The sequence below is a fragment of the Tardiphaga sp. OK245 genome (assembly GCF_900108575.1).
Lineage (GTDB): Bacteria > Pseudomonadota > Alphaproteobacteria > Rhizobiales > Xanthobacteraceae > Tardiphaga > Tardiphaga robiniae.
This window is the reverse complement of record NZ_FNWZ01000002.1, coordinates 48491-72934: the sequence shown is the minus strand read 5'-3', so window position 1 is coordinate 72934 and position 24444 is coordinate 48491. Positions and strand designations below refer to the sequence as shown.

25 protein-coding genes and 1 tRNA gene are annotated in these 24444 nt (G+C 63.0%); 13 read left to right on the top strand and 13 right to left on the bottom strand.

Annotated elements, in window-relative coordinates:
• Positions 1-26: 26 nt before the first annotated feature.
• Both BLW80_RS07035 and BLW80_RS07030 read right to left on the bottom strand, forming a co-directional pair.
• Positions 27-941 carry an alpha/beta fold hydrolase gene (locus BLW80_RS07035; RefSeq protein WP_093757433.1) on the bottom strand — a complete coding sequence of 305 codons (915 nt, stop codon included), beginning with the start codon at positions 939-941 and terminating at the stop codon, positions 27-29.
• A 175-nt stretch (positions 942-1116) separates the two neighbouring features.
• The gene (locus tag BLW80_RS07030; protein WP_244528027.1) at positions 1117-2391 is read right to left on the bottom strand and encodes a hypothetical protein; all 1275 of its coding nucleotides are present in this window, start codon (positions 2389-2391) and stop codon (positions 1117-1119) included.
• Positions 2392-2649: 258 nt separating this feature from the next.
• Here BLW80_RS07030 and BLW80_RS07025 point away from each other — a divergent pair, with 258 nt between their 5' ends.
• Complete coding sequence (locus tag BLW80_RS07025; protein WP_093757432.1) at positions 2650-3867, top strand: MFS transporter; 1218 nt, start codon at positions 2650-2652, stop codon at positions 3865-3867.
• 85 nt (positions 3868-3952) lie between these two features.
• Here the strand turns inward: BLW80_RS07025 and BLW80_RS07020 are convergent.
• A tRNA-Leu gene (locus BLW80_RS07020) sits at positions 3953-4037 on the bottom strand.
• Positions 4038-4214: 177 nt separating this feature from the next.
• Here BLW80_RS07020 and BLW80_RS07015 point away from each other — a divergent pair.
• Positions 4215-4748, top strand: coding sequence for a disulfide bond formation protein B (locus BLW80_RS07015; protein ID WP_420882309.1), 534 nt, complete (start codon positions 4215-4217; stop codon positions 4746-4748).
• Between the two features lie 31 nt (positions 4749-4779).
• Here the strand turns inward: BLW80_RS07015 and BLW80_RS07010 are convergent, their stop codons facing one another.
• The 3 genes from BLW80_RS07010 to BLW80_RS07000 form a co-directional block, all read right to left on the bottom strand.
• Entirely contained in the window at positions 4780-7050 is a 2271-nt protein-coding gene (locus BLW80_RS07010; protein ID WP_093757430.1) for a TonB-dependent siderophore receptor, read from the bottom strand.
• 189 nt (positions 7051-7239) lie between these two features.
• Positions 7240-8304: an AbrB family transcriptional regulator gene (locus tag BLW80_RS07005; RefSeq protein ID WP_093757429.1), complete on the bottom strand. Its 1065-nt coding sequence runs from the start codon at positions 8302-8304 to the stop codon at positions 7240-7242.
• Positions 8305-8419: 115 nt separating this feature from the next.
• Positions 8420-8695, bottom strand: coding sequence for a PsiF family protein (locus BLW80_RS07000; RefSeq protein ID WP_089267649.1), 276 nt, complete (start codon positions 8693-8695; stop codon positions 8420-8422).
• A gap of 195 nt (positions 8696-8890) precedes the next feature.
• Between BLW80_RS07000 and BLW80_RS06995 the strand changes: the two genes are divergently transcribed.
• The 5 genes from BLW80_RS06995 to BLW80_RS06975 all read left to right on the top strand — a co-directional run bounded on the left by BLW80_RS06995 (position 8891) and on the right by BLW80_RS06975 (position 12252).
• Entirely contained in the window at positions 8891-9412 is a 522-nt protein-coding gene (locus BLW80_RS06995; RefSeq protein WP_093757428.1) for a hypothetical protein, read from the top strand.
• Positions 9413-9490: 78 nt separating this feature from the next.
• Complete coding sequence (locus BLW80_RS06990; RefSeq protein ID WP_093757427.1) at positions 9491-9874, top strand: CidA/LrgA family protein; 384 nt, start codon at positions 9491-9493, stop codon at positions 9872-9874.
• Positions 9874-10596 carry an LrgB family protein gene (locus BLW80_RS06985; protein WP_093757426.1) on the top strand — a complete coding sequence of 241 codons (723 nt, stop codon included), beginning with the start codon at positions 9874-9876 and terminating at the stop codon, positions 10594-10596. Before BLW80_RS06990 ends, BLW80_RS06985 begins: the two co-directional genes overlap by 1 nt.
• A 165-nt stretch (positions 10597-10761) precedes the next feature.
• A complete protein-coding gene (locus BLW80_RS06980) occupies positions 10762-11541 on the top strand; it encodes a sulfite exporter TauE/SafE family protein (RefSeq protein ID WP_068729255.1) in 780 nt (259 codons plus the stop codon).
• Positions 11542-11574: 33 nt separating this feature from the next.
• Positions 11575-12252: a DsbA family protein gene (locus BLW80_RS06975; protein WP_093757425.1), complete on the top strand. Its 678-nt coding sequence runs from the start codon at positions 11575-11577 to the stop codon at positions 12250-12252.
• 90 nt (positions 12253-12342) lie between these two features.
• On the opposite strand, the gene BLW80_RS06970 is transcribed toward BLW80_RS06975, so the two are convergent.
• A complete protein-coding gene (locus tag BLW80_RS06970; protein ID WP_068730379.1) occupies positions 12343-12558 on the bottom strand; it encodes a hypothetical protein in 216 nt (71 codons plus the stop codon).
• A gap of 134 nt (positions 12559-12692) precedes the next feature.
• Here BLW80_RS06970 and BLW80_RS06965 point away from each other — a divergent pair, with 134 nt between their 5' ends.
• Positions 12693-13349, top strand: coding sequence for a DNA-3-methyladenine glycosylase family protein (locus tag BLW80_RS06965; RefSeq protein WP_093757424.1), 657 nt, complete (start codon positions 12693-12695; stop codon positions 13347-13349).
• A 38-nt stretch (positions 13350-13387) separates the two neighbouring features.
• On the opposite strand, the gene BLW80_RS06960 is transcribed toward BLW80_RS06965, so the two are convergent.
• Positions 13388-13807, bottom strand: a complete 420-nt coding sequence (locus BLW80_RS06960) for a winged helix-turn-helix transcriptional regulator (RefSeq protein ID WP_093757423.1) — start codon at positions 13805-13807, stop codon at positions 13388-13390.
• 74 nt (positions 13808-13881) lie between these two features.
• Here BLW80_RS06960 and BLW80_RS06955 point away from each other — a divergent pair, with 74 nt between their 5' ends.
• Together BLW80_RS06955 and BLW80_RS06950 are read left to right on the top strand one after the other, a co-directional pair.
• Positions 13882-14673 carry an SDR family oxidoreductase gene (locus BLW80_RS06955; protein WP_093758148.1) on the top strand — a complete coding sequence of 264 codons (792 nt, stop codon included), beginning with the start codon at positions 13882-13884 and terminating at the stop codon, positions 14671-14673.
• Positions 14674-14841: 168 nt separating this feature from the next.
• A complete protein-coding gene (locus BLW80_RS06950; RefSeq protein ID WP_502688595.1) occupies positions 14842-15873 on the top strand; it encodes a DUF2855 family protein in 1032 nt (343 codons plus the stop codon).
• Between the two features lie 10 nt (positions 15874-15883).
• Here BLW80_RS06950 and BLW80_RS06945 read toward each other — a convergent pair whose 3' ends face one another.
• On the bottom strand, positions 15884-17638 hold the full coding sequence (locus BLW80_RS06945; protein ID WP_093757421.1) for a chloride channel protein: 1755 nt from the start codon (positions 17636-17638) through the stop codon (positions 15884-15886).
• 219 nt (positions 17639-17857) lie between these two features.
• Here BLW80_RS06945 and BLW80_RS06940 point away from each other — a divergent pair, with 219 nt between their 5' ends.
• On the top strand, positions 17858-18415 hold the full coding sequence (locus BLW80_RS06940; protein ID WP_089267641.1) for an HNH endonuclease: 558 nt from the start codon (positions 17858-17860) through the stop codon (positions 18413-18415).
• Between the two features lie 26 nt (positions 18416-18441).
• On the opposite strand, the gene BLW80_RS06935 is transcribed toward BLW80_RS06940, so the two are convergent.
• Genes BLW80_RS06935 through BLW80_RS06920 form a run of 4 tightly spaced genes read right to left on the bottom strand, consistent with a single transcriptional unit; the run spans position 18442 to position 21998 of the window.
• Positions 18442-19419: a Bug family tripartite tricarboxylate transporter substrate binding protein gene (locus BLW80_RS06935; RefSeq protein ID WP_093757420.1), complete on the bottom strand. Its 978-nt coding sequence runs from the start codon at positions 19417-19419 to the stop codon at positions 18442-18444.
• 57 nt (positions 19420-19476) lie between these two features.
• Positions 19477-20373, bottom strand: coding sequence for a polysaccharide deacetylase family protein (locus BLW80_RS06930; RefSeq protein ID WP_093757419.1), 897 nt, complete (start codon positions 20371-20373; stop codon positions 19477-19479).
• Positions 20374-20409: 36 nt separating this feature from the next.
• On the bottom strand, positions 20410-21306 hold the full coding sequence (locus BLW80_RS06925; protein ID WP_093757418.1) for a fumarylacetoacetate hydrolase family protein: 897 nt from the start codon (positions 21304-21306) through the stop codon (positions 20410-20412).
• Positions 21303-21998 carry a GntR family transcriptional regulator gene (locus BLW80_RS06920; RefSeq protein ID WP_093757417.1) on the bottom strand — a complete coding sequence of 232 codons (696 nt, stop codon included), beginning with the start codon at positions 21996-21998 and terminating at the stop codon, positions 21303-21305. The genes BLW80_RS06925 and BLW80_RS06920 overlap by 4 nt, the downstream gene beginning before the upstream one ends.
• Before the next feature lie 219 nt (positions 21999-22217).
• Between BLW80_RS06920 and BLW80_RS06915 the strand changes: the two genes are divergently transcribed.
• The gene (locus tag BLW80_RS06915) at positions 22218-23294 is read left to right on the top strand and encodes an alpha/beta hydrolase (protein ID WP_093757416.1); all 1077 of its coding nucleotides are present in this window, start codon (positions 22218-22220) and stop codon (positions 23292-23294) included.
• A 101-nt stretch (positions 23295-23395) separates the two neighbouring features.
• Entirely contained in the window at positions 23396-24367 is a 972-nt protein-coding gene (locus BLW80_RS06910) for a S1C family serine protease (protein WP_093757415.1), read from the top strand.
• Positions 24368-24444: the final 77 nt, after the last annotated feature.

Here is a 24444-nt window from a genome sequence, read left to right as displayed (position 1 = left end):
GGCAGCCCGGCGTTACTCCCGAGCGGTCAGGTCAGGCCCGCGTGGAAGGCGCGGACGATTGCGGCGCATTCGGCCGGCTTTTCCATCTGCATGAAATGCGAAGCGTCAGGCACGGTGGTGAAGGCGAAGCCGCCATCGCGCGCGAAGGCACGCTCCATGTCGACGAATGGGCTGGTTCTCGTCTTTGGTTCACCGGCGACGAGTTGCACCGGCAGCCTGACGCTGCACATCCGCTCCCAAGCGCCCGGGAGATCCTGCCTGGTGAAGATGCTGGCCTCGAATTCCCTGGCGCAGGCGAGTTCATAGAGCTGCCTGTCGTCGTTCCAGCGCAGCGTGGATGCGGCGAGCGCCTGCAGTCCGGCATCGTCGACGCCGGCAAATGCCGAGCTGCGGCGATAGGACTCGAATAGCTCCTGCACATTCGGAAAGGTGGCGCGACGCTGCGCTGCGCGTCCGGCGAGCCTGTCATTTTCCGTGCGGAAACTCTGGAACTCCGGATAGCTTGCTGGCGGCGTCGCCGGTGGCTCGAAGCCAACGATGCCGATCCACGGCGTCTCATATTCGGCGGCATGCAGCAGGGTCGTCAGGGCGCTCATCGAATGAAATGCGCCGAGGCTCGGCGCCGCACCGAGTTCGCGCGTGATCCCTTGCATGATCGCCTCATAGTCGCGGATGAGCTGCGGCCAGACATGCGGGATGGGCTGGCGATACGGACTGCTCCGGCCGTGATGACGGAAGTCGAACACCACGGTCTCATAGTCATCCGTGAAGAGGCGCCAGAAGCTTTGAAAAGCATCGATGGCGAGGCCATTGCCATGGCTGCAGATGATCCGTGGACCCGTTCCATAAACGCGTATGCTGGCTGTGGCGCCGTCTTCGAGCAGAACCTGAAAAGCGTGCGTCTCGGCCGCAAGAGCCGGAGCGGAAGGCGCATAGTCCATATGGGGGAGAATCCGTTATATTTTGGAGCAGAAGGCGAAGCTGTCGCATGCTTGGCCGGACCGCAGAGTCTAAAAGACCTTGTCTGAAAGACTTTGCTGCTCACCGTCAGTTCGTACGCAGTTTCAGGATACAAAGCGCGGCGGGGCGGTTCAAGCCACAGCAGGTCATACCAGATCAGCTGGAACGCCGGACGATCGCCACGCGCCCGTCCAGCGGGATCGTCGCGTGCCCGTCGGTCACCGGCACGCGGCGCCACTCGGCATCGTCATTCGGACGGTTGAAGGAGAGCGAAGCGGCAGGGCCATCGACGGCGATGTCGATCGGCTCCGTGGGCACCGGGATGTCTTCAGCCTTCTCCACATTCCAGCACCGCACCGCGCGCCATACCGCAAGCAGCGGTTGTCCCTGCGCATCCTGAAACGCGATGTGCCGCAGGTCCGGTGCCGTGGATGCCACGCGTAGCGCCGGATCGTTTTTGGCGCGGCGTGCGCCTTGCAGTGCTGACAGGAGATTCCGGATCGCATGGTAGCCGGGCTTCGGCGAGCCGTCATTGCGGACGAGACCCCAATGATGCTCTCCGTCGTTGGGATCGGTACCGCCATCGAAGAATTCGTAGAGGAATGTTCGGAGAATGCCGAGGCGGAAGTTGTTGAGCAGCAGCCGCGGCAGATAGAGCGCCGCCGCCGTTTCCGAGACGCCGGAGGTACCGGGCTTCACGACATTGCAATAGCCGCATTCGGTTGCCAGCGCGGGTGCGCCGGGTTTGAACGCGTCGCGCATATGGTGCAGATACCAGGACACGGCGGCATAGTCGTTGGTTGTTTCCGGCTCTTGCGCCTTCTGCACATAGGAATGGATGGCGACGGCATCGCTGAACTGCGCGGCCGGGCGCAGCAGCGCCACGTCGGCGGGCTTCCAGTTGATGACGCTCGGCGACAGCAGCGGCAACTCCGCCGCCGCATATCGCGCGCGCAGCGCAGCGTGCACCTCGCGCTGATAGTTCACGACGACATTGCTCCAGCCCGGCTTCGCCAGCGGCAGCGACAGAAACCAGTCGCTGTTGCCCTCGTTCTGGCCCTCCATCGCCGAGACGCGCTCGATGCCCAGTGCGGCGAGATAGCTCATCATCTCCGGCACGGTGTTGGTCGCCGGCGACACCACAACATTGAACAGGATGTTCGCGCGTTTGTTCAGCGCGCGCCAGCGATCGAGATCGTTGCTAGGTCGCAACTCGTCGCGCAGATGGCGAATGCCTGATGCCGCAAGCAGATCGTGAAAGCGGTCGAAATGACTCGCATATGGCTCGCTGCTGATATGCACGTTGATGCCGACACTGTCCGTGAAGGTGTCCGACGGGCCGGGAAGCGGCAGGGCAGCCAATGGATCGGAGCGCAGCATCATCGATGCCGCGCCTCCCATCAGGATGGCTCGTCTGCTCAGGCCGGGCATTTCGATCTCGCACGCTTGAAGCCCCAGTGACGCCTCGGGGCAGTCTGAGCCTGTTAGACTTAATAAACCGCCGATCGACAAGAGATGTCTCGTCAGCGATCAACCGAAGGGGTCCGCTGGCCCGCAAGATCACTGTCATCGCGGCAACGAACCACTGTACGCGCTCGCAAAAACGTGAGCTGCGACGGCCCCCGGCCTGTCGGCTCCGGCCCGTCCCGTGCGTCTTCCACTCAGAGAGCGCTAACGTGGAGACCAGGAATGACCAATTCTCACTATCGCTGGGTAATCGTCGCCGCGGGCGGCCTTCTGGGCTGCGTCGCGATCGGCGGCATGTTTTCGTTGCCGGTGTTCCTGCAGCCGATCGCGCGGGATACCGGCTGGTCGGTTACCGGTATATCCAGCGCCATGACAATTGGCTTCCTCGCGATGGCTGTCACCAGCATGATCTGGGGCACCTTGTCCGACCGATTGGGGCCACTCCCAGTGGTGTTGACCGGGTCGGTCGTGCTCGCGTCAAGCCTGGTGCTGGCGAGCCTCGCGACATCTCTGGTCGCATTTCAATTTGTCTTCGGGCTGATGGTCGGCGGCGCCACCGCTGCGATCTTTGCGCCGATGATGGCGACGGTCACCGGCTGGTTCGATACGCATCGCAGCCTGGCCGTGTCGCTGGTTTCGGCGGGGATGGGCATGGCGCCCATGACCATGTCGCCGCTGGCGGCCTGGCTCGTTTCGAACCACGATTGGCGCACCTCGATGCAGATCGTGGCCCTCGTCGTGGCCGCGATCATGATTCCAGTCTCGCTGCTGGTGCGCCGCGCGCCGGCGCTGGAGGGCGCGCCTTCCGCTCCATCCGCCGAGCCGGTGCAAGCAGAGATGTCGCGCGCGCAGGCGCTACGCTCGCCACAGTTCATCATCCTGCTGCTGACGAATTTCTTCTGCTGCGCCACGCATTCTGGGCCGATCATCCATACTGTGAGCTACGCGATCAGCTGCGGCATACCGCTTGTCGCTGCGGTCACGATTTATAGCGTCGAAGGTCTGGCAGGGATGGGCGGCCGTATCGCCTTCGGCCTGTTCGGCGACCGTTTTGGCGCCAAGCGTGTGCTGGTCCTTGGCTTGCTCGCCCAGGCGTTCGGGGCGCTCGGCTTTGTCTTCGTGCGTGAGCTCGGCGGGTTCTACACCGTGGCGGCGGTCTTTGGCTTCATCTATGCCGGCACCATGCCGCTCTACGCCGTTCTCGCACGTGAAAACTTTCCGCTGCGGATGATGGGCACAGTGATCGGCGGAACGGCCATGGCCGGCAGCCTTGGCATGGCGACGGGACCTCTCGCCGGAGGTTTGATCTACGACGCGTTCGCCAGCTACGCTTGGCTCTATATCGGCTCCTGGATCATGGGGCTCGGCGCTTTCCTGATCGCAATGACATTCAGGCCGATGCCGGTCGTGAAAGCCGAGCCCGTCCCTCAGCCGGCGTGAGGACAAATCTTCCAGCCGTCATTTGCGGGTAACGCGCTTCTCGGAAATATAGCCCGTCGTCAACGGATCATCGCCGATGAACTGTTGGTGCCCCTGGCCGGAATCGAACCAGCACTCCTTGCGGAACTCGATTTTGAGTCGAGCGCGTCTACCAATTCCGCCACAGGGGCCTTCGGACGCCGGCCGGAGACCGGGGGCGCGAAGCGGGCGGAATATAGCGGTCGCTCCGGGCGGGTCAACCTGCGGTTTGGCCAGATTGGCCGCCGCGCACACTCCAGTGTGATCGGGGCCGCCTCGACAGGGTGTGTGCCCCGGGATAGGACGCAGCAGCCACTCCGGAGAGCATCGTGACTGCCCAGACCGCACACACCTCCACGCCCGCCTCGTCGAACCCGGCGCTGGTCGCTGCATTGGCGGTCGGTCTGATTGCATTGGCGACGCTGGCGGGGGCCTGGTTCTTCCAGCTGGTGCTGGATATCCGGCCGTGCCCGCTCTGTCTCGAACAGCGCTATGCCTATTATCTCGCGATTCCGCTGGCGGTGCTGGTGGCGATTGCGGCCGCCAGGGACGCGCCGCGCGGCCTGGTTGTGACCGGCCTCGTTGTGCTGGCGCTGGCGGCGCTCGCCAATGCGGTGCTCGGCGGTTATCACGCCGGCGTCGAATGGACATTCTGGCAGGGTCCAACGGACTGTTCGGGTCCGGTGGTCGATCTCGGCAAGGCCGGCAGCCTGCTGGAGCGCCTCGACACCGTGAAGGTGATTCGCTGCGACGAGGTGCAGTGGCGTTTCCTGGGCCTGTCGCTGGCCGGCTACAATGTGCTGATCTCGCTGCTGATGGCGGCGATCGCACTGTGGGGCGCCGGCAAGACCGCACGGCGCTGATCCGCCGCCGGTCCTGCCCGCTGGGGCACCGCTACCAGCGATAGCGCAGCGTGCCGATCACCGTGCGTCCCTGGCTCAAATAGCAGTAGCCGGAATTGCAGACCGCGACCTGCTCGTCGGCGACGTTGTTGGCGTTGATCGAGGCCTGATAGCCCGCAAACTTCGGTCCAAGCTTGGCGAAATCGTAACGCGCGGCCAGATCGAACAGCGTATAGCCGTTGTTGCGTGAGGTGTTGTCGTTCGACGTCCAGGTCGCGTCGATATAGCGGACACCGGCACCGAGACCGAGGCCTTCAAGCGAACCGTTCAGGAAGGTGTAGTTCATCCAGCTTGACGCGGTGTGCTTCGGCGTCACCGCAGGGGTCTTGCCGAGCTCCGACGCGATCGAGCTCCTGGTGATCTCCGCGTCGGAATAAGTGTAGGCCGTCACCGTTTCGAGTTCCGGCGTGAGTCGGGCGCGTGCCTCGAATTCGAAGCCCTGCACGCGGATCTCGCCGACCGAGGCGTAATAGGCGATGCCGTTGACATAGCCGGCGAGCTTGGCGGCGTTCTTCTCCTTGAGGTCGTAGATCGACGCCGTGAGCAGCACATCGGGCCGTGGCTGATACTTCACGCCGCCTTCGATTTGTTCGCCTTCGGATGGCGCCAGCACGATGCCGTCGAGGCCGAGTGAGGTCTCCGGCTGGAATGAGGTCGCATAGCTCACATAGGGCGCGATGCCGTTCTCGAAGTGATAGAGCAGGCCGGCGCTGTAGGAGAACGCGTTGTCGTTGCGCGCGCCTGTGACGGCGCCCGTATAGGAATTGATTTGCGTGCGATCGGTCCAGTCCTGACGGCCGCTGACCGACAGGTGCCAGTTGCCGAGTCGCATCTGGTCCTGCAGATAGACGCCGACCTGCTCCTGCGTCGAACGCGAACCGGACGTATAGCCCGGCGTTGGGCCGGTAATGCCGTAGACGGGATTGAGGATGTTGAGCGCATAGCCGGGATTCACCGCGCCCAGGCCGAGCTTGAAGTCCCAGGTATTGTGATCGTAATTCACGCCGAAGAGTGTGCGGTGGACGACCGGGCCGGTGGCGAAGTCGGCCTGCAGCGCATTGTCGGTTTGCCAGCTCGTCTGGTCATCGCCGACGGCTACGGCACCGCGGTCATAGACGGTCGATGTTGGCGTCGCGAAGCTGCCGCTGACATAGCGCGATTCCGCATGCAGCACGCCGAACCGCGTGTGCTGGCGGAACGTGAAGACGTCGTCGAAGCGGTGCTCGAGCTTGTAGCCAACCTGCGCCTGCTGCTGCCGCAGATAGTCGTATTTCGGATCGCTCGATCGCAGCTTGATGGTCGCGCCGTTGACGTTCACCAGCTGACCGTCGCGATTGAGCATGGCGACGCTGGCGTCAGTTTCGTCCTTCTGCAGGATGGCATAGGCGGTCAGCGTGGTGTCGATGGTCGGTCGCCAGGTGATCGATGGCGCCAGCATCAGCCGCTCGTCGGCGATATCGTAATTGGTCTCGCCGGCGCGGCCGAGGCCCACCAGGCGGTACAGCAGCGACTTGTCGGAACTGGCACCGCCGATGTCGAACGCCGTTTGCATGCGGCCATAGGTGCCGCCTTCCAGTGAAATCTCGTTGACCTGATTCTCGACCGGGAATTTCGACCGGCGATCGACGAGGCCGCCGGGGACGGACTGTCCATAGAGCACGGCGGCCGGGCCCTTGATCACCTCGACGCTATTAAGCTGATAGGGTTCGGTCCGGAATGTAGTGAAGCCGGAGGGGAACTGCTTCAGTCCGTCGCGGAAGTCGCCGAGCGTCGTCGTCGAGAAGCCGCGGACATAGATCTGATCGAAACGCGGATCGTAGCCGAAGCCGCCGGTGGTGACGCCGGCTGTGTAACGAACCGCCTCCGGAATGCTGGTGACGCCGCGATCATCGAGTTCCTTGCGGTCGATGACGCTCACCGAACGCGGCGTATCGATCAGCGGCGTATTCGTCTTCGACGCCGAACTGGCCTGACCTGCGACATAGCTGTTGTTGTCGGCGCTATAGATGCGCTGATTGGGCGATTGCGCGGGTGCAATCTGCGGCGTCGTCGTGCGTGTGCGTCGCGTTGCGCGTGCCGATGTCTGTGATCTCGTTGCAGTCGTGTTGCGTGCGCGCTGTTGGGGCTTCGGCGCATCCACCGTGACTGGCGGCAGGCTGGCCTGCGCGAATGCGTCACGCGGAAGATCCGTCGCCAATGCCATCACACTGACGGTGCAAAGCAGTGCAGTCTGCTTCGTCGATTTTCTTGTTCTCAATTTCATTTCAACGCCTCGATGATGCTGGTCACGCCAGCTTGATCGAGCGTCTAACTTGATTGGTTTCGTGGCGCACTACGATGCGCGGTAGAATACGTCTAGACCTTGCGACGCAAATGTCTGCAATCACTGCAAGGCGCTCATATTTGTTAGATCTATTCCATTGTTTCGATCGGTGTCTGCGACGACTGAAGATCAATCGTCGATATCGTCCTGCGCCTTGCCGAACAGATGCACGATGCCGGGCGTGACGATCGAGACATAGATGAAGCGCGACAGATGATGCGCGCCGACGAACACCGGATCGATATGCAGCGTCAGCGCCAGTGCGAGCATGGCGTCCATGGCGCCGGGCGCGAAGGCGACGACGACATCGCTCAGCTTCACAGTCGTGGTGAGCGCAATGATCGTCACGAACACCGCCGAGATCGCGATGGCCACCGTGAATGAGCCGAGCGCGGCCCAGACATGGCTGAGAATGGTGCGTGGGCTGATCTTGCCGAAGCGCGAGCCGATCAGGCTGCCGATGCCGACGAGGGCGGTGATGTAGGCCCATTGCGGCAGCGTGCCGTGGACCCAGCCGGTGCCGTGCAGGACCGACGAGGCCATCATCGCGCCGAACATCCAGCTCGCCGGAAACTTGATCCAGCGCATGAACAGCGCGACGGCAACGGCCGCGGCTGCCAGTTCGGCGAGTGCGAGCGGCGAGGCTTCCGGTCCGCGCGATGGCAGCGGGCCGTGGCCCATCAGGCCGGTGGCGGCGAGCAGCAAGGGGACCATGGCGGTGAGGATGATGACGCGAAAGATCTGCACCACGGCGATGCCCGGCACGTCGGCATTGCGCTCGGTGGCCAGCATGATGATCTGCGACAGCGCACCGGGGCTGCCGGCCAGCAGCGCGGAGGTGCGGTCCCAGCCATGGACGCGCTGCAGATAGATACTGCTGCCGAAGGTGGCGCAGAAGGTGGCCAGCGCCAGCAGGGCGATGGTCACCGGATAGGCGCTGAGATTGTGCACCATCTCCGGCGACACCATCGAGCCGAGCGACAGGCCCAGTGTCATCAGGATGACATGGGCCATCGGCTGCGGCAGGCCGACCGGGCGGCCGAAGATGCCGTAAGCCGCGACCGCGATCATCGCGCCGGAGATCAGCCCGCCCGGCAATTCCGCCCAATAGAATAGCGCGCCGCCGGTCGTGCCGATGACGAGGGTCTCAAGGGTGGTGCGGATCTGAAGGGAGCTGGGAAGAGCGATGGCCATTTGCACGGAAAGCTGAAGGAGCCCGCTTTATGGCAAAGTCCGCACCTGTCGACAAATGCAGTGTGGTCTACCTGTCCCTCGCTTTCCGGGCGAGGGACAGGCGGATGACGAGAGTTTAGTTCGGTTTCGTGGTCTTCTTGCATTCCGAGCGGAATTTGCGGCGCTCGGTGCCATGCAGGCCCTTTGCATCGGCCTGTTTCGAACATTCAAGCGACGCCGCGGTGCGGGGTTTCTCGGCTGTCTTGTCCGCAGGCGCCATCTTCTCGGCGGGGGCCGCCTTGGCGGGCGCAGTCTTGGTGGCCGCCGGCGCAGGTGTCTGAGCGGTGGCCGCGCCGACCAGGAGGAAGGAGGCGACGGCAGCGGTAGCTAGGCTGGAAGCGAATCGGATCATGGCAGCACCTCGAATTGAACAGGGAGGACAGGGTGGGCGCGCCGGGCTGAACGGCAGGTGAATGAGTTGAAATATATCTGATGCTGCGATCACGATAATTTTTCGCGGGGAGCTGCGATGTCGTTGCCACATGCAGTGGTAGCGATAGGATGCCGCCGTCTACTTTTACTTAGTGTAGCAAAGGGAGAGAACGTTATGACGATGCCCGTCAAATTCGCCTGCGCGATTGCAATGTCCAGTTTTGCTCTGCTCGTCTTCAGTCCGGCCCATGCACTCACCGCGACTGAATGCAGTGCAAAATATCAGGCGGCCAAGACCGCCGGCACGCTGAACGGCCAGAAATGGAATGACTTCCGCAAGGCCGAATGCGGGACCGATGCCGCTGCGACGACGCCCGCCGCTGCGCCTGCTGCAACCGCGGCGCCGAAGGCTGCCGAAGCCAAGCCTGCCGAAGCCAAGCCCGCAGCGGCTCCCAAACCTGCAGCAGCCCCCAAGCCGGCAGCGACGACAGCCGCGGCTCCGGCAGGCCCTGCCACCTTCCCGTCGGCGGTCGATCCGAAATACGCCAAGGAGACGGCTGGCAAGGCGCGGATGCACACCTGCGTGGATCAGTACAATGCCAACAAGGCCGCCAATGCCAATGGCGGCATGAAGTGGATCGAAAAAGGCGGCGGCTACTACAGCGAATGCACCAAGAAGCTGAAGGGTGCCGCCTGATCGGATCAGCCGCGCGCTGGGGTTGATCGACATCACTTGCTTCGCGGGCGATAACGATCCGTCACCCGCGGAGTCCCCATGATTGCCAGTCTGTCCCTGATCCTGCTGTGCCAGCTCGCTGGCGAGATCGCCGTGCGCGCTTTTGCATTGCCGGTGCCCGGCCCGGTGCTCGGCATGTTGCTGCTACTCGTTCTGCTGTTGCTGCGTGACCGCGCCATGCTGTTCGCGCAAGGGCCGCTGCAGGGCGGCGGCGTGGAGAATGCCGCGAAGGGCCTGCTCGCGCATCTGTCGCTGATGTTCATTCCCGCCGGTGTCGGCGTGGTGCAGAAGCTCGATCTGCTGGCCGAGCATGGCACCGCCATCGTCGGCGTTCTGGCGATCTCGGTCGTGATCACGCTACTGGTGACGGTGGCGACGTTCCTCATTATCAGCCGGGTCATGACACGCGGGCGGAGCGCGTGATGACCGCCAATCCGTTCTCGCTCTGGGTTTATCTCTCGCAGCAGCCGCTGCTCTGGCTGACCGTGACGCTGCTGGTCTATGCGACGGCGGATGCGTTGTCGCTGGCGACCGGCCGGCATCCGTTCGCCAATCCGGTGTTCCACTCGATGTGGATCATCGCCGTGTTCCTGCTGCTGACCGGGACGTCCTACACGACCTATTTCAGCGGTGCGCAATTCGTGCACTTCCTGCTCGGTCCGGCGACGGTGGCGCTCGCGGTGCCACTCTATGAGAATCGCAAGGTCGTGGCGGCAGCGATCGTGCCGATGCTCGCCGCGCTGGTGGTCGGCTGTGCCACGGCGATCGTCTCGGTCGTGTTGCTGGCAAAGGCCTTCGGCCTGCCGAACAACGTGGTGCTGTCGCTGGCGCCGAAGTCGGTCACCGCCGGCGTCGCCATGGGCATCAGCGAGTCGCTCGGCGCCGACGCATCGCTGACCGCCGTGGCCGTGGTGCTCACGGGCATCATGGGGGCGATCATCGTCACGCCGATGATGAACCGCATGGGCATCACGGACTATCGCGCCCGTGGCTTTGCCGTCGGGCTGGCGTCGCATGGGATCGGCACCGCACGGGCCTTTCAGGTGGATGCCGTGGCCGGCGTCTTCGCCGGCATTGCCATGAGCCTGAATGCGCTGGTGACCTCTCTACTGGTTCCGCTTGCCGTCACCCTGCTGGTGCGCTGATGCTCACGACAGCGTTTTCCCGGCAGGCGGATTTGTGATGCCGGCTGCATGGAGCCGGGCCGGAAAGGTCACTATGGTCACGCCGTTGCGCGCATGATCCGAACAAGTGGACACTGATTTTTTCGAAAGATCATGCTCAGATGAGAAGATGAGAATCAGCCGTTCATGATGACTGTGATGCAGGGGGCGCTCGGCCTGGCTTCGGGCGCACTGGTCGGCTTCTCGCTCGGCCTGGTCGGTGGCGGCGGCTCGATCCTCGCTGTGCCGCTGATGGTCTATGTTGTCGGCGTTCCCGAGCCCCATGTCGCGATCGGCACCAGCGCCATTGCGGTCGCGGCCAATGCGGCGGTCAATCTCGGCAATCATGCGCGTGGCGGCAATGTGCACTGGTCCTGCGCGCTAGTGTTTGCTGCTGCAGGAATCGCCGGTGCGCTCGGAGGCTCGATTCTCGGCAAGCAGGTGGACGGGCAGAATTTGCTGGCGCTGTTCGCGGTCCTGATGCTGGTGATCGCCGTGCTGATGCTGAAGACGCGCGCCCAAGTCGGCGAGCACCGCGTCGAGATCAGCATGTCGAACACGCCTTCGCTGCTTGCGCTGGGTCTTGTTACCGGCGCGCTGTCCGGCTTCTTCGGAATCGGTGGCGGCTTTCTGATCGTGCCGGCGCTGATGGCGGCCACGGGCATGTCGATCATGAGTGCGATCTCGTCATCGCTGGTGGCGGTCACCGCATTCGGTCTCACCACGGCATCGAGCTATGCCTGGTCCGGGCTGATCTCCTGGAAACTTGCGCTGGTGTTCATTCTGGGTGGTCTGCTCGGCGGACTGTTGGGAACCAGCCTGGCGCGGCATCTGTCGCTGCGGCGGGGCGCGTTGAATACCGTTTTTGCGTCTATCATTATCGTCGTGGCGCTCTATATGTTGGCCCGCAACATCTACATCACCTGAGCGCTGGCGCATGATGCGTCTTCGGAGAACATCATGACCGCCGCAATCCGCGAGACCTCGAAGACCGCCACGACGCGCCGCGCTGCGCTCGGGCTTTTCGGTGGCGCCATGCTGCTCGGCGCGTCCGGCAAGGTCCTCGCGGCATCTGGTGCCGCCAAGGACGAAGACGTCCTTAACGAAGCCGCGGTACTCCGCGATCCGGACATCCCGGCCGCCGGCAACCCGAAGGGCGACATCACCATCGTCGAATATTTCGACTACCAATGCCCCTATTGCCGCAAGATCGCCCCCGACCTGCGCGCCTTGGTGAAGGAAGACGGCAAGGTTCGCCTGGTGTCGAAGGATTGGCCGATCCTCGGGCCGGTGTCGGTCTATGCGGCGCGCCTCGTGCTGGCGGCAAGATACCAGAACAAGTTCATCGAGGCGCAGGATGCGCTGATCAGCCTCGATACCAAACTGACCGAGGCGATCGCGCGTGATCGGCTCGCCAAAGCCGGTATCGATGTCGATCGCGCCGTCGCCGATCTGCAGAAAAATCAGGATGCGATCGTTGCCAAGCTGAAGCAGATCGATGAGCAGGCGACGGCTTTCGGCTTCAACGGCACGCCATCCTTTATCGTCGGCAAGTTCCGCATTCCCGGCCCGATCACCAAAGAACAATTCGTTCTCGCGATCGCCGATGCGCGTAAGGCCGCGGCTGCGAAGAAGTAAAAGTCGGCACGTTCAAGACAGAAAAATGCCCCCACTCATCGGCGAGGGCATCTTTGATCGGCTGAACCCGTCTTCTCGTTGCTGATGTGCTTACGACTTCACTTGCGAGGTGAGCTTGGCCCAATCCTGCTTGGTGCGCGTCTTCAGTGCTTCCCACTCATTGGCAGCAACATCCCAGTTGACGATCGTCCGGCGCTCCTGCGCCGTCTGGCCGTTCGCCACTGACGAGGTCGACATCGAATCGTAGATGTAAACGCCGATGCCCAGGATCAGTGCACCCAGGATCATTCCAAAAAACGTCCGCATAGCGGTAGCCTCCATTGAACCAAAACAACGCGACGTCCGGGGCTTTGGTTCCCGGTTGCATGGTGCGCTATTGCCGCAGCGCATTCATTGGCAGCATTGATCTTGCGGTCACGCCGTGGTGATCCTTGGGAATCATGACCGTTCATCTTACCGATCAATCCGTGCTCGACGACGCCGTTATGGAGCTGGTGAAGCTCGACCCGCGTCTGAAACCGATCCTGGCCATGGCCGGGATGCCGGCGCTGCGGCAACGCGCGCCGGGCTTCGAAGGGCTTGCGCAGATCGTCTGCGGGCAGCAGGTCTCGGTGGCATCGGCTTCGGCGATCTGGGGCCGCGTCGCCGGCGCCTTCTCGCCATTCGATCATCATGCCATCCGCAAGGCGCGCACCGATCGCCTGGGCCGGCTGGGCCTGTCGGCGGCAAAAATCAAGACGTTGAAGGCGCTGGCGCGTGAACTCGTCGAGGAGCGGTTGAATCTCGACGTACTTGCCGAGGAAGACGCCGACGCCGCGCATAACACGCTGGTCGCATTGCACGGCATCGGTCCGTGGACGGCCGACGTCTATCTGCTGTTTTGTCTCGGCCATGGCGATGCATGGCCGGCGGGCGATGTCGCCATTCAGGAATCCATCAAGGTCGGGCTCGGTCTCAAGGAGCGTCCGACCGTGAAACAGATGGCGCCGCTGGCAGAACCATGGCGTCCGCTGCGCGGTGCGGCGGCGCATCTGTGGTGGGCTTACTATCACGCCATCAAGAAGCGCGAAGGCGTGATCGGCAAACCGGCGAAGTGAACACGTCGCGGGCCGCAGCATCGACTGCGCGGGCCAGGCTATTCCTCGGCAGGAGGCGAGGTGGATGTCCCTATGGCAGATACTGCGGCGTCGGACCCTGGCTTCCATACGAACCATGTGAGCAGTGCGTCGAGCGAAGGGCAAAGAGACTCGCCCCAATCCGTTAGCGCATATTCAACCTTCGGCGGCACCTGTGCATGCACGACGCGTCGAACGATGCCGTCGGCCTCGAGCTGCCGCAATTGCTGCGCGAGCATCTTCTGTGAGGCCGCAGGGATTGCGCGTTCGAGTTCGGAGAAGCGCAAAATTCGGCCGCCGAACAGACGAAACAGGATTTCCAGCTTCCAGCGTCCGCCGATCATCTTCAGCGACTGCTCGATCCCGTCCGATGCGGTCGTCGCAGTCCACGGCTCCTTACCTGGAGGTAAGCCCCCCACTTTCTCGTGCGTTCTTGTCATTCGGCAAACATATCCGCATTTCCCTCGCAGACAATGCGCCGCGCTGTGCGGATGTGAAAATGAGGAACTGGACGATGACAAATCATCAGGCGGGCGGCGAACTCGCTGGCAAGCGGGCGCTCGTGACCGGTGGGACCAAAGGTATTGGTGCTGCCGTCGTCGCGTGCCTGCTGGCACAGGGTGCAGTGGTGCTCACGACAGCGCGCAACAGGCCGGCCGGCATGCCGGACCATGCAGGCTTCGTCGTTGCTGACGTTGCCACCGCCGACGGGTGCACGGCGCTCGCCGACGCGGTCCTGAAGCGCCTCGGCGGCATCGATATCATTGTCCACGTCGTTGGCGGGTCGTCCGCGTCTGCGGGCGGTTTCGCAAAGCTCGATGACGCCGCTTGGCAGCGCGCAATGGACCTGAATCTCTATGCTGCCGTCCGACTGGATCGCGCTCTGTTGCCGTCGATGCTGGAGCAGAAATCCGGCGTGATCATTCATGTCACTTCGATCCAGCGTGTGCTGCCGTTGCACGATGCCACGATGGCCTACGCGGCAGCGAAAGCGGCGCTCGGAAATTACAGCAAGGCGCTATCAAAGGAAGTTAGCCCGAAAGGCATCCGCGTGGTGCGCGTCTCGCCGGGCTGGGTGGAAACCGAGGCCGCCGTCGGGCTGGTGCAGACGATCGCCGACGAGAACAGCACCGATTATGAGGGCGCGCAGAGAATGCTGATGGATTCGCTCGGCGGTATTCCGCTCGGACGCCCGGCCAGGCCGCACGAAGTCGGGGACCTCGTGGCATTTCTGGCATCGCCGCGCGCGGCATCAATCACCGGTGCAGAATTCGTGATCGACGGCGGCACGGTTCCCACGGTGTAGTCGAACAGTGTTTGAAACGGACGTTGTTTTAAACACCCGCGCTGTCGCAAAACAGACATCGCGCGCAGGAATGATCGCAGCAGCAAAACGCTGCGGAGTTCGAACATGAGCACGTATACGCAATTCAATATTTCCAAAACTGATTTTGAAAGTACGACGCTTCGACAGATGTCGCTGCCGAGGCTCGACGAACTATCCGACGACTGCCTTCTGGTTGAGGTCGAACGCTTCGCTTTCACCGCCAACAATATCACTTATGCGATGCTGGGTGATCGGATGAAATACTGGCAGTTGTTCAAGGCGCCTGACGGCTTCGGCAACATTCCGGTCTGGGGTTTTGGCAGGGTGATCGCGTCGATGCACCCGCAGATCGCCGAAGGCGAGCGGCTGTTCGGCTATTTCCCGATGGCCTCGCATCTGGTGATCGAGGCCGCGGATGTCAGCAAGCGTGGCTTGCGCGATGGCGCCGCGCACCGGCAGGGCGTGGCGCCGGTCTACAATGCCTATGCGCGGGTGACCGGTGATCCGGCCTTTGCTGGACGCAATGGCGACTATCAAGCGCTGCTGCGGCCGCTCTTCATGCTCTCGTTCCTGGTCGATGATTTTCTCGCCGAGGAGGAATTCTTCGGTGCACGCACTGTCATTCTCTCCAGTGCCTCCAGCAAGACTGCCTTCGGTCTCGCGCATCTGCTGCACAGCAAGCGCAAGCCGGTTCGTGTGATCGGACTCACATCAACGGGCAACGCCGATTTCGTGTGGTCGCTCGGCTGCTACGACGATGTCGTGCTCTACGATCATATCGATACTCTGCCCGCCGATCAGCCGGTGGCCTTCGTCGATATGGCCGGGAATGCCGACCTGCGCGGCCGGCTGCATCGGCACCTCAAGCACAAACTCGTTTATAGCGGGCGCGTCGGGCTCACCCATCAGGATGCAGCGGTGGATGAAGAGCTTCCCGGCGCCAAGCCCGCATGGTTCTTCGCGCCGGACCAAATCCGCAAACGCGCCAAGGAATGGGGACCGGGCGGCATCGATACACGCTTCAACGCGGCGTGGTCGGGATTCCTGCCGCTGCTGGAACAGTCGCTCACGGTTGCCGAGAGCCATGGTCCTGTCGCCGTCGAGAATATCTATCGCGCTACACTGGCCGGCCGGGTACCGCCCGATCAGGGGCATATGCTGTCGCTCGCGGACGGCTAATGGCGAACCATCACATCTCGCCGAGGGCTTCGCGGCGGCGCTGCTCGGACTCTTCGGCATAGCGCCGTGTCGCATGAGCCTCCGAGAGCGTGCCGAGCACGCGGTGGCTTTCGGCCTCGACCACCGCCAGCGATTCCGCTTCGGCGCCCTCGAATACCACCATGGCGTCGCGGATGTTCATGTCCGGATGCAGGACGACGTCGCGACAATGCAGCAGGCTGTCGAGCCGAAAGGCTGTCACGTCAGGCGAATGCGCTTCAGCGACGATGGCGAGGCCGACATAGCGGCCTTCGGGATCGACGGCGACGACTTGGGTCTTCGAGCCGAGCGGGAACTTCTCGCGGAATTCGTCGAGCGGCATGGTGGAGTCGACGGTCGGGACGTCCGGGCGCAGTAGACGCTTGACGGTGAGATCGCGGATCCAGCCCACGTCGGCGGCGCTGCGGATGGTCTCGCCGCGCAGATGCAGACGCCATGTGGCGAAGGAGTAGCCGAACAGCTCGCGCGTCATTTGGGTGGAGATGATGACGGCGACCAGCACCGCGGTGGTGAGCCAGAGATTGCCAGTGGATTCGAGCGCGATGAAGGACATGGTGAGCGGGCCGCCGATCACCGAGGCGGACAGCGCGCTCATGCCGATGATGGTGTAGACGGCGGGATCGATGGTGAAGCCGATGCCGGTCGCATTGAAGCCGACCGCGAACAGATGGCCGCCGAGCGCGCCGAGAAACAGCGTGGCAAAAAACAGACCGCCACGAAAACCGGTGCCGAGCGAAACAATCGAGGCGAGCGTTTTCAGCGCCATCACGAAGGCCACCAATGCGACCGGATAGGCCGTCATGCCGCCGAAATGCAGCGCGCCGTGTCCGGATGCCATGACTTGCGGCGTCAGCAGCGCCATCAATCCGACCAGCAGCCCGCCCAGCGCCGGACGCAGCGGCGGCCACAATTTGATTTTGGTGAGCAGCGCTTCGGTCCAGGCGACGACGCGCATGATGCCGATGCCGAAGGTCGCGGCGAACACGCCGAGCAAGGCCGCCACTGCGAGATCATGACCGAGCACGTCGCCGAACCGGCCGGCAACGACGCCAAGCGACAACGGATCGAAGGCATGGGCTACGAAATAGCCAATCACCGCGGCGATGCCGACCGGCATCAGACTCGCCGATGTGTAGCCGCCGATCACCAGTTCGAAGGCATAGAATGCGCCGGCCAGCGGCGCACCGAATGCGCCGGCGATTGCGGCAGCCGCACCGCAGCCGACCATCACGCGCTGGTCGCCGCGACGCAGGTGGAAGGCGCGCCCGATCGAGGCACCGAGCCCGCTGGCGAGCTGGGTGTAGCCGGCCTCGAGGCCGACCGAGGCTCCGACGCCGCTGGACCACACGGTTTGCAGCGCGACGATGATGCTGCCGCGGAACGACATCCGCCCCCCATGGAGCGCGTTGGCCTCGATGGGGTCGACCTCGCGGGCCGGTCGCCAGCGCAAAAGCCACAGGAAGGCGACGCCCAGCAGCAGCCCGCCAAAGGTGGGAACCAGAATCGCGCGCACCGGATCGATCCAGAACTGGCTGGAGAGCCGCTGGCCCCATTCCAGATTGAACAACACCGCGTGAAGGACACTGACCGCAGCGCTCATGGCGGCCACCACGAGACCGCCGATCACGCCGATCAGCGCTGCCAGAATCGCAAGGCTGGTTTCATGCGCACGGACAAAGGCGCGCAGCCGTTGCGGGGCCTCGAGATAGCGGGAGGAAGGGACCATCGGGCAGCGTCCGGTATTTGCGGCCGCGAACCGGGCGCGCCACGGGGTTTAGCGGCAGGCGCTGCGACAGACCACCCGCAGTTCCCAGAAAAGCGACCCAACGCGGCGCTTTTGTGAGGGGATAAGGTCTGCCCTATGCCCTTCACAACCCTGTCACGCTGCCTGTAGTATGTGGAGACAGGTTGCTTCGCAGCCATATGTGGGGGTCAGGAGCGTTACTTGAACGCACATGTCTCGCAAGGCGGTTGGCCGGTTCTGGTTCTCAATGCGGACTTCCGGCCGCTGAGTTACTACCCACTGTCGCTGTGGTCGTGGCAAGACGCGATCAAGGCAGTGTTTCTCGACCGTGTGAATATCGTAGAGCACTACGATCACGCGGTGCGGAGTCCTTCGTTCGAATTTCAGCTGCCCAGCGTGGTGTCGCTGAAGTCGTTCGTGAAGCCGACGACGCATCCCGCCTTCACCCGGTTCAACGTTTTCCTGCGCGATCGCTTCTCCTGTCAGTATTGCGGCTCGCATGACGATCTGACCTTCGATCATATCATCCCACGCTCCAAGGGTGGTCAGACCACTTGGGAGAACGTTGTTGCGGCGTGCTCTCCTTGCAATCTCCGCAAGGGCAATATGACGACTCAGCAGGCGCGCATGTTCCCGCGCCAGACGGCGTTCGCGCCGACGGTGCACCAGCTGCATCGCAACGGCCGGCTGTTTCCGCCGAACTATCTGCACGGCAGCTGGCTGGACTATCTCTACTGGGATACGGAACTGGATCCGTAGGGGCGTCTGGCGCTACGCCTAGGTCGCTATTCCTGCTTCAGCTCGAGCTTGCGGATGATATCGCCCCATTTGGCGATCTCTCCGCGCACATAAGTCTGAGAGTCTGTCACCGAACCGCCAACGGCCGCGAAGCCGATGCGGTCGAATTGTTCGCGAACACTTGCATCTGCAAGCGTCTTGTTCACGTCGGCGTTGAGCTTGTCGATGACTGCCTGCGGCGTCTTGGCCGGCACCAGGAATGCCACCCAGGTTGCATCCTCGTCGTCACTCAGTCCGAGCTCGCGCGCGGTCGGGACATCCGGAAGCGATGGCATGCGCTCGCGGCTCGTCACGGCCAGCGCCTTGACCTGTTTGCCCTTCACCAGCTCCATCGCCGCGGGCAAGGCGACACTGGCCAGAGGCGTGTGACCGCCCATCACCGCATTTAGCGCGGGACCTGCACCCGTGAACGGCGCATGCACGATGTTGGCCTTGGCGTTGAGCCTGAATATTTTTTCGGCCGACAGATGCGGCGTGGTGCCGACACCGGCAGTGCCATAGGTGAAGTTTTCCTTGGCGGCAGAGGCGATCACCTCGCGCAGGGTCGATGCTGTGAGACTAGGCGCGCCGACGATCAGATTGGGCGTGGTCGCCGCGACCACCACGGTCTTGAATTCATCCGGCGAATAACCGGCCTTTGCCGACAGGCTCGGATTGACGGCGAATGCGCTTGTAGTCACCAGCACGGTATAGCCATTGGGTTCAGCCCTTGCAGCCGCGGCAGCCGCGATATTGCCACCGGCACCACCGCGATTCTCGATCACGACGGGTTCGCGCCACAGGTCGTTCAGTTTCTGTCCGACAATGCGCGCGATGATATCGGCGGGGCCGCCCGGCGCGAAAGCGACGAGCAGGCGCACCGGCTGCGCCGGGTAGGGCTGCTGGGCGACGGCGGGACCGATCGCCGTCAGCAGCGCAGCGGTGATGACGACCGCGCTGGATGCGCGCTTGAAGAAGTGCGTCATGATGTTCCTCCTCGATGTCTTTTCGGGAGGCTTTTGCGCCTCCTCAATGGGTGTGGTTCAGAACACCTCGTCCTTGAACCACCGGCCCTGCGCCAGCGCGTATTCGGCTATCTCCATACGCGTGCCGATCCAGACATCGTCGCGCTTGCGCGCCAGCTTGATCATGGCGTCGTAAACCCACGCGCCTGCGGGCCGACCGAACACATGGGTATGCGCGGTGACATCGAGCATGAACGGTGCCGCGTCGGCCTGGTTTGCATTGTCGAGGATGGCGCGGAACTGATCGATCAGCGTCGCCGGCGCATTGCCGTAGCGGATGCTGTGCGGCAGATCGTTCACGTCCATCGTCAGCGGAATGCCGACGATGCGTTGTTCCGGCGCATCTTTCTGCGTGATGATCGAGGGCAGGTCGTCGTCATTGCAGTCGCCGAACCAGACATAGCCTTCCTCAGCGAGCAGCTTTGGCGAAATCGGGCTTCCGGTGCCACGTGGGCTGATCCATCCTTTCGGACGTTCGCCGGTGACGGCGGCGATGAGGTCACCGGTGCGGCGGATATTGGCGCGCTCACCGGCCTCGTCGAAATAGACCGGGATGACATCCATGCCATAGGAATGCGCCACGATCTCGTGACCAGCGGCATGAAGCTCCTTCAGCACGGTCGGGTGGGTTTCGGCCAGCACGCCGTTGACCATGATGCTGGTCTTCACATCGTTCGCGGCAGCGATGCGCGTGAGGCGCTGGATGCCGCGCACGGCGCCGTAGCTTGCCCAGGAATGTGCGTTGGTATCGAAAAAGCCGGGCTGCAACACGTTGCCCATCGGCCCGATGCCCGGTGCCTTGCCGGGCGACCAGGCCTCGTAGGCCAGGTTGAAGACGATGCCGATGCGTGCACCATTCGGCCAGCGAAAGTCCGATGTCGCACGCTGCACGCGGAATGTCCGGGAGTCGCTCATGTTGTTTTCCTTGTTCTTGGCGCGTGCGGTGCCGTGTCAGGTCACGATGCTGTTGGACAGGATGCCGATGCCTTCGATCTCGGCTGTGACGCGATCCCCCTTGAGCAGGAAGCGCGGCGGCGTCATCGCATAGCCGACCCCGGACGGAGTTCCGGTGGCGATCACGTCTCCGGGCTCCAGCGTGAGACCGCGCGTCAGATGTTCGATGATGGCTGGAATATCGAAGATCATGCGGCTGGTGCGGCTGTCCTGGCGGACCTCGCCATTGACCGTGCTGAAGATCCTGATGTCGGCAACATTCGGCAGCGCGGACGCATGGACCACAACCGGCCCGAACGGGCAGGAGCGATCGAGGCCCTTGCCTTTGAACCACTGGCCGTAACGGCGCTGCATGTCGCGACCGGTGATATCGTTGATGATCGAATAGCCGAACACATGATCGAAGGCGTTCTGCGCGGAAATGTTGCTGCCCGGCTTGCCGATGATGACGGCGAGCTCGACCTCGTAATCGAGCTGTTCGGTGACATTGGCATGCTGCGGAATGGTTTCACCTGAAGCGATCACGGCGGTCGGCGGTTTGGTGAAGAACTCCGGCACGCTTGGCAGCGGGGCGGGCGCCTTGCCCTGCGCGCGCATGCCTTCGTCGATATGATCCTTGTAATTGCGGCCGACGCAGAAAACGTTCTTTTTCGGCCGCGGGATCGGCGCCATCAGCGTCAGCGATGCCAGCGCAACAAGGTTCGCGGCATTCACTGCCGATGCGAGACCACGCACGATGGCGAGCCCCGCTTCGCCGGCTTCGGCGAGATCGCCGACATGGCGCGGCGCGGAGGCCTGGCCATCCGGCCACGCCTTCGTCAGATCAAGAACATTGTCATCGATCACGAGGCCGAGATGCGATCCGTCTGCGGCTGCAAAAGTCAGGAAGATCATGTGGTGGTCTCATTCTGTTCGGGGAGGTCAAATTCTTTCAGCGATGCCGCTGCCTGATCGCGCAGCAAACGGACATGCCGTCGCGCGAGTGTTTCCGCGCGGTCGGGATCGCGCTGTGCGATCGCGTCGATGATGTCGTGGTGCTCATGAAACGATTGCGAGCCGCGATTGAGACGCTCGATGAAGCGCAGTCCCGCCATTTTCAGATGGCCGAATGAGTCCCATGTTTTGCCGAGCAGGGCGTTGCCGCTTTCTTTGATCATCAGCGCATGAAAGGCGGTGTTGGCAGCGGCATATTCGGCGGGGCGTGCCAGAGCGCCGGCTTCATCGAAATCGGCGAACACGGCCCGCAGGCGCGGCGCGACATCATTCGCACCGTTGAGGGCCACTTCGCGTGCTGCCAGACCTTCCAGCATTTCTCGGATCGACAGCCATTCGAGATATTCCGGCAGCGATGTCGGCATCAGCCGTGCGCCGCGGCGCGGGCGAAACGTGATCAGCCCTTCCTGCTCGAGCCTGCGCATGGCCTCGCGTACGGGAGTCCGGCTGACCCCGAGCTCTGCCGCAAGCTCCTCTTCTCGAAGCCGCAAGGGGGCCGTGAGGCCGGCCGCACGCACCCCCAGTCGAACTTTCAGGGCCGTATAGACTTCGTCTCTCAGATAGGGCCTGGCGGCGATCGGGCTGATGCTCATGAATTTTGTATATGTATACAAAATCGATAAGTCCACGGTATTTCAATGTTGCGTCGCAGCGATTGTACCGAATGTGAGTGACTTGGATGATCGGTAACTGGGGCTGACAGATCTTTCGCCGGGCGCGGAGATGGCCGCTTTGCCGTCGTATCAGTATGGTCTCTGGCTTCTCGCTCGGTCCTGGATTGATGGGGCCAAACGATTTGCCCGGAGCTTCCGATGAGCGACATAGTCGTCGACGATATCGTTGTTCTGCTGCCGCCCCTGCTGCAGTCGCTCGAGGCGCTGCAATTCGTTGCGCGCAATCTGCATCCGCCGACTTTCGGTGCCGTCATGGAAGCGGTGGGCGAGCCTGATCAGGCGCTCAAGGCGGTGCGCGCAGAGCTCAACGCATGGCCGGATGATTTTAGCGATCTGCGGGCACATCTCGATGCGGCGAGCGACGCGGCGCTGACAGCCTTTACCGGCTTGCGCGCGGCCCAGCAGCCCGGCGGCGATCTGCCGATGGTGTTTCGTGCATTGCGCCACGCCACGCGCGCGCAGGAATCGCTTTATGCCACGGTGGCGCGGCTGCCGCCTGTGAGTACGTTCTTTCTTCCGCCTGACATGCGCGAGAACACGGCACTGCTTGAACGACTGGCATTGCCTTCGGCAGAGAACACCGGCGTCATTCATAATGGCGAGCCCGGACGTCGCGGCGGTTTCTCGATGTATGTGCCGGAAACCTACACGCCGGATCGTGTCTGGCCGCTGGTGATGGCGCTGCATGGCGGCAGCGGCAACGGCCGGGCTTTCTTGTGGAGCTGGCTCGCCGATGCGCGCAGCTCTGGCGCGATACTCATCGCGCCGACGGCGATCGGCAGCACCTGGGCGCTGATGGGCGACGATGCCGATACGCCGAATCTTTCGCGCATTCTCGATCTGGTGCAGTCGCGCTGGCATATCGATCCCGCGCAATTGCTGCTGACCGGCATGAGCGATGGCGGCACCTTCTGCTATGTCAGCGGCCTCCGCGCCGAGTCGCCCTTCACCCATCTGGCGCCGGTGGCCTCCACCTTCCATCCACTGATGGCGCAGTTTGCCGATGCAGATCGCCTGCGCGGCCTGCCGATCCATCTCGTCCATGGCCGTCTCGACTGGATGTTTCCGGTGCAGACCGCGCGCGAGGCTCAGCAGGCGCTCACGATCGCCGGCGCCGACGTCACCTATCGCGAGATCGACGATCTCAGCCACTGCTATCCGCGCGAGGTCAATGCGGTGCTACTGGCGTGGCTCGCACAACGTCCCGGTGCGTAACCAAACGCCGCAGGGTCGCTAAGTTCACAGGCTGGACTTCCACGTCCGCGATCGGTTCTTATATGGCGGGGGCTACCCATCCCGGACAAAGGAGATTTTGCATGCCTTCACTGACCGAGTGGAAAGTGCCCCCGGGCGTGCAGCCGCGTGCTGAGGATTACGGATTCGACCTCGAACAGGCGCTGGAGGCGGTGGTTGGGCTGCATTGCATCATCCCGGAAGATGCTTTCACGGCAGATACGCTCGGCACCGAGCGCGCCGGCAATGGCGTGCTGATCGGTGACGGCCTCATTCTCACCATCGGCTATCTCATTACCGAGGCCGAAACGATCTGGGTGCATCTCGGCGACGGCCGCGTGGTGCAGGGCACGGCGCTGGGCGTCGATCAGGAAAGCGGTTTCGGACTCGTGCAGGCGCTCGGCGAGATCGACATTGCGCCGCTGCCGCTCGGTGAGTCGACGAGCGCGAAGATTGGCGATCGCGTGGTGGTCGGCGGCGTCGGCGGACGCACGCGGTCCGTGGCCGGGAAGATCGCCGCGACACAGGAATTCGCCGGCTATTGGGAATACCTGCTCGACGACGCGATTTTCACGCATCCAGCGCATCCGAACTGGGGCGGTGCCGCCCTGATCAACGCCAAGGGCGAGTTGATCGGCATCGGCTCGCTGCAGATCGAGCGCGAGCACGGCGGCAAGAACGAACATCTCAACATGGTCGTGCCCATCGACCTGCTGAAGCCGGTCCTCGACGATCTCAAGACCTATGGTCGTGCCAACAAGCCGCCGCGGCCGTGGCTCGGGCTGTATGCCGCCGAGGTCGAGGACAAGGTCGTCGTGGTCGGGATCGCCAGGAAGGGGCCCGCGGCTCGGGCCGAGCTCAAGACCGGCGACGTGATTCTTGCCGTCAACGGTGAGGAGGTATCCGATTCCGTCGAATTCTATCGCGCACTCTGGGCGCTCGGTCCGGCCGGTGTCGACGTGCCGCTGACGCTCTATCGCGGTGGCGATACATTCGATGTCGAATTGGTATCGACGGACCGCTCCAAGCTGCTGAAAGCTCCCCGGCTGCACTAACGCCAGGATACACGCGACGTAATTGCGGCTTTGTCGTAGACATCAGGCGCACCGCAACATGTGCGGTGCGCCGTATC

Excerpts from the sequence above, each read along its gene's own strand:
- BLW80_RS07035 (WP_093757433.1), bottom strand. The coding sequence starts at position 941 with ATGGACTATGCGCCTTCCGCTCCGGCTCTTGCGGCCGAGACGCACGCT.
- BLW80_RS07030 (WP_244528027.1), bottom strand. The coding sequence starts at position 2,391 with ATGCCCGGCCTGAGCAGACGAGCCATCCTGATGGGAGGCGCGGCATCG.
- BLW80_RS07025 (WP_093757432.1), top strand. The coding sequence starts at position 2,650 with ATGACCAATTCTCACTATCGCTGGGTAATCGTCGCCGCGGGCGGCCTT.
- BLW80_RS07010 (WP_093757430.1), bottom strand. The coding sequence starts at position 7,050 with ATGAAATTGAGAACAAGAAAATCGACGAAGCAGACTGCACTGCTTTGC.
- BLW80_RS07005 (WP_093757429.1), bottom strand. The coding sequence starts at position 8,304 with ATGGCCATCGCTCTTCCCAGCTCCCTTCAGATCCGCACCACCCTTGAG.
- BLW80_RS07000 (WP_089267649.1), bottom strand. The coding sequence starts at position 8,695 with ATGATCCGATTCGCTTCCAGCCTAGCTACCGCTGCCGTCGCCTCCTTC.
- BLW80_RS06995 (WP_093757428.1), top strand. The coding sequence starts at position 8,891 with ATGACGATGCCCGTCAAATTCGCCTGCGCGATTGCAATGTCCAGTTTT.
- BLW80_RS06990 (WP_093757427.1), top strand. The coding sequence starts at position 9,491 with ATGATTGCCAGTCTGTCCCTGATCCTGCTGTGCCAGCTCGCTGGCGAG.
- BLW80_RS06985 (WP_093757426.1), top strand. The coding sequence starts at position 9,874 with ATGACCGCCAATCCGTTCTCGCTCTGGGTTTATCTCTCGCAGCAGCCG.
- BLW80_RS06980 (WP_068729255.1), top strand. The coding sequence starts at position 10,762 with ATGATGACTGTGATGCAGGGGGCGCTCGGCCTGGCTTCGGGCGCACTG.
- BLW80_RS06975 (WP_093757425.1), top strand. The coding sequence starts at position 11,575 with ATGACCGCCGCAATCCGCGAGACCTCGAAGACCGCCACGACGCGCCGC.
- BLW80_RS06970 (WP_068730379.1), bottom strand. The coding sequence starts at position 12,558 with ATGCGGACGTTTTTTGGAATGATCCTGGGTGCACTGATCCTGGGCATC.
- BLW80_RS06965 (WP_093757424.1), top strand. The coding sequence starts at position 12,693 with ATGACCGTTCATCTTACCGATCAATCCGTGCTCGACGACGCCGTTATG.
- BLW80_RS06960 (WP_093757423.1), bottom strand. The coding sequence starts at position 13,807 with ATGACAAGAACGCACGAGAAAGTGGGGGGCTTACCTCCAGGTAAGGAG.
- BLW80_RS06955 (WP_093758148.1), top strand. The coding sequence starts at position 13,882 with ATGACAAATCATCAGGCGGGCGGCGAACTCGCTGGCAAGCGGGCGCTC.
- BLW80_RS06950 (WP_502688595.1), top strand. The coding sequence starts at position 14,842 with ATGTCGCTGCCGAGGCTCGACGAACTATCCGACGACTGCCTTCTGGTT.
- BLW80_RS06945 (WP_093757421.1), bottom strand. The coding sequence starts at position 17,638 with ATGGTCCCTTCCTCCCGCTATCTCGAGGCCCCGCAACGGCTGCGCGCC.
- BLW80_RS06935 (WP_093757420.1), bottom strand. The coding sequence starts at position 19,419 with ATGACGCACTTCTTCAAGCGCGCATCCAGCGCGGTCGTCATCACCGCT.
- BLW80_RS06930 (WP_093757419.1), bottom strand. The coding sequence starts at position 20,373 with ATGAGCGACTCCCGGACATTCCGCGTGCAGCGTGCGACATCGGACTTT.
- BLW80_RS06925 (WP_093757418.1), bottom strand. The coding sequence starts at position 21,306 with ATGATCTTCCTGACTTTTGCAGCCGCAGACGGATCGCATCTCGGCCTC.
- BLW80_RS06920 (WP_093757417.1), bottom strand. The coding sequence starts at position 21,998 with ATGAGCATCAGCCCGATCGCCGCCAGGCCCTATCTGAGAGACGAAGTC.
- BLW80_RS06915 (WP_093757416.1), top strand. The coding sequence starts at position 22,218 with ATGAGCGACATAGTCGTCGACGATATCGTTGTTCTGCTGCCGCCCCTG.
- BLW80_RS06910 (WP_093757415.1), top strand. The coding sequence starts at position 23,396 with ATGCCTTCACTGACCGAGTGGAAAGTGCCCCCGGGCGTGCAGCCGCGT.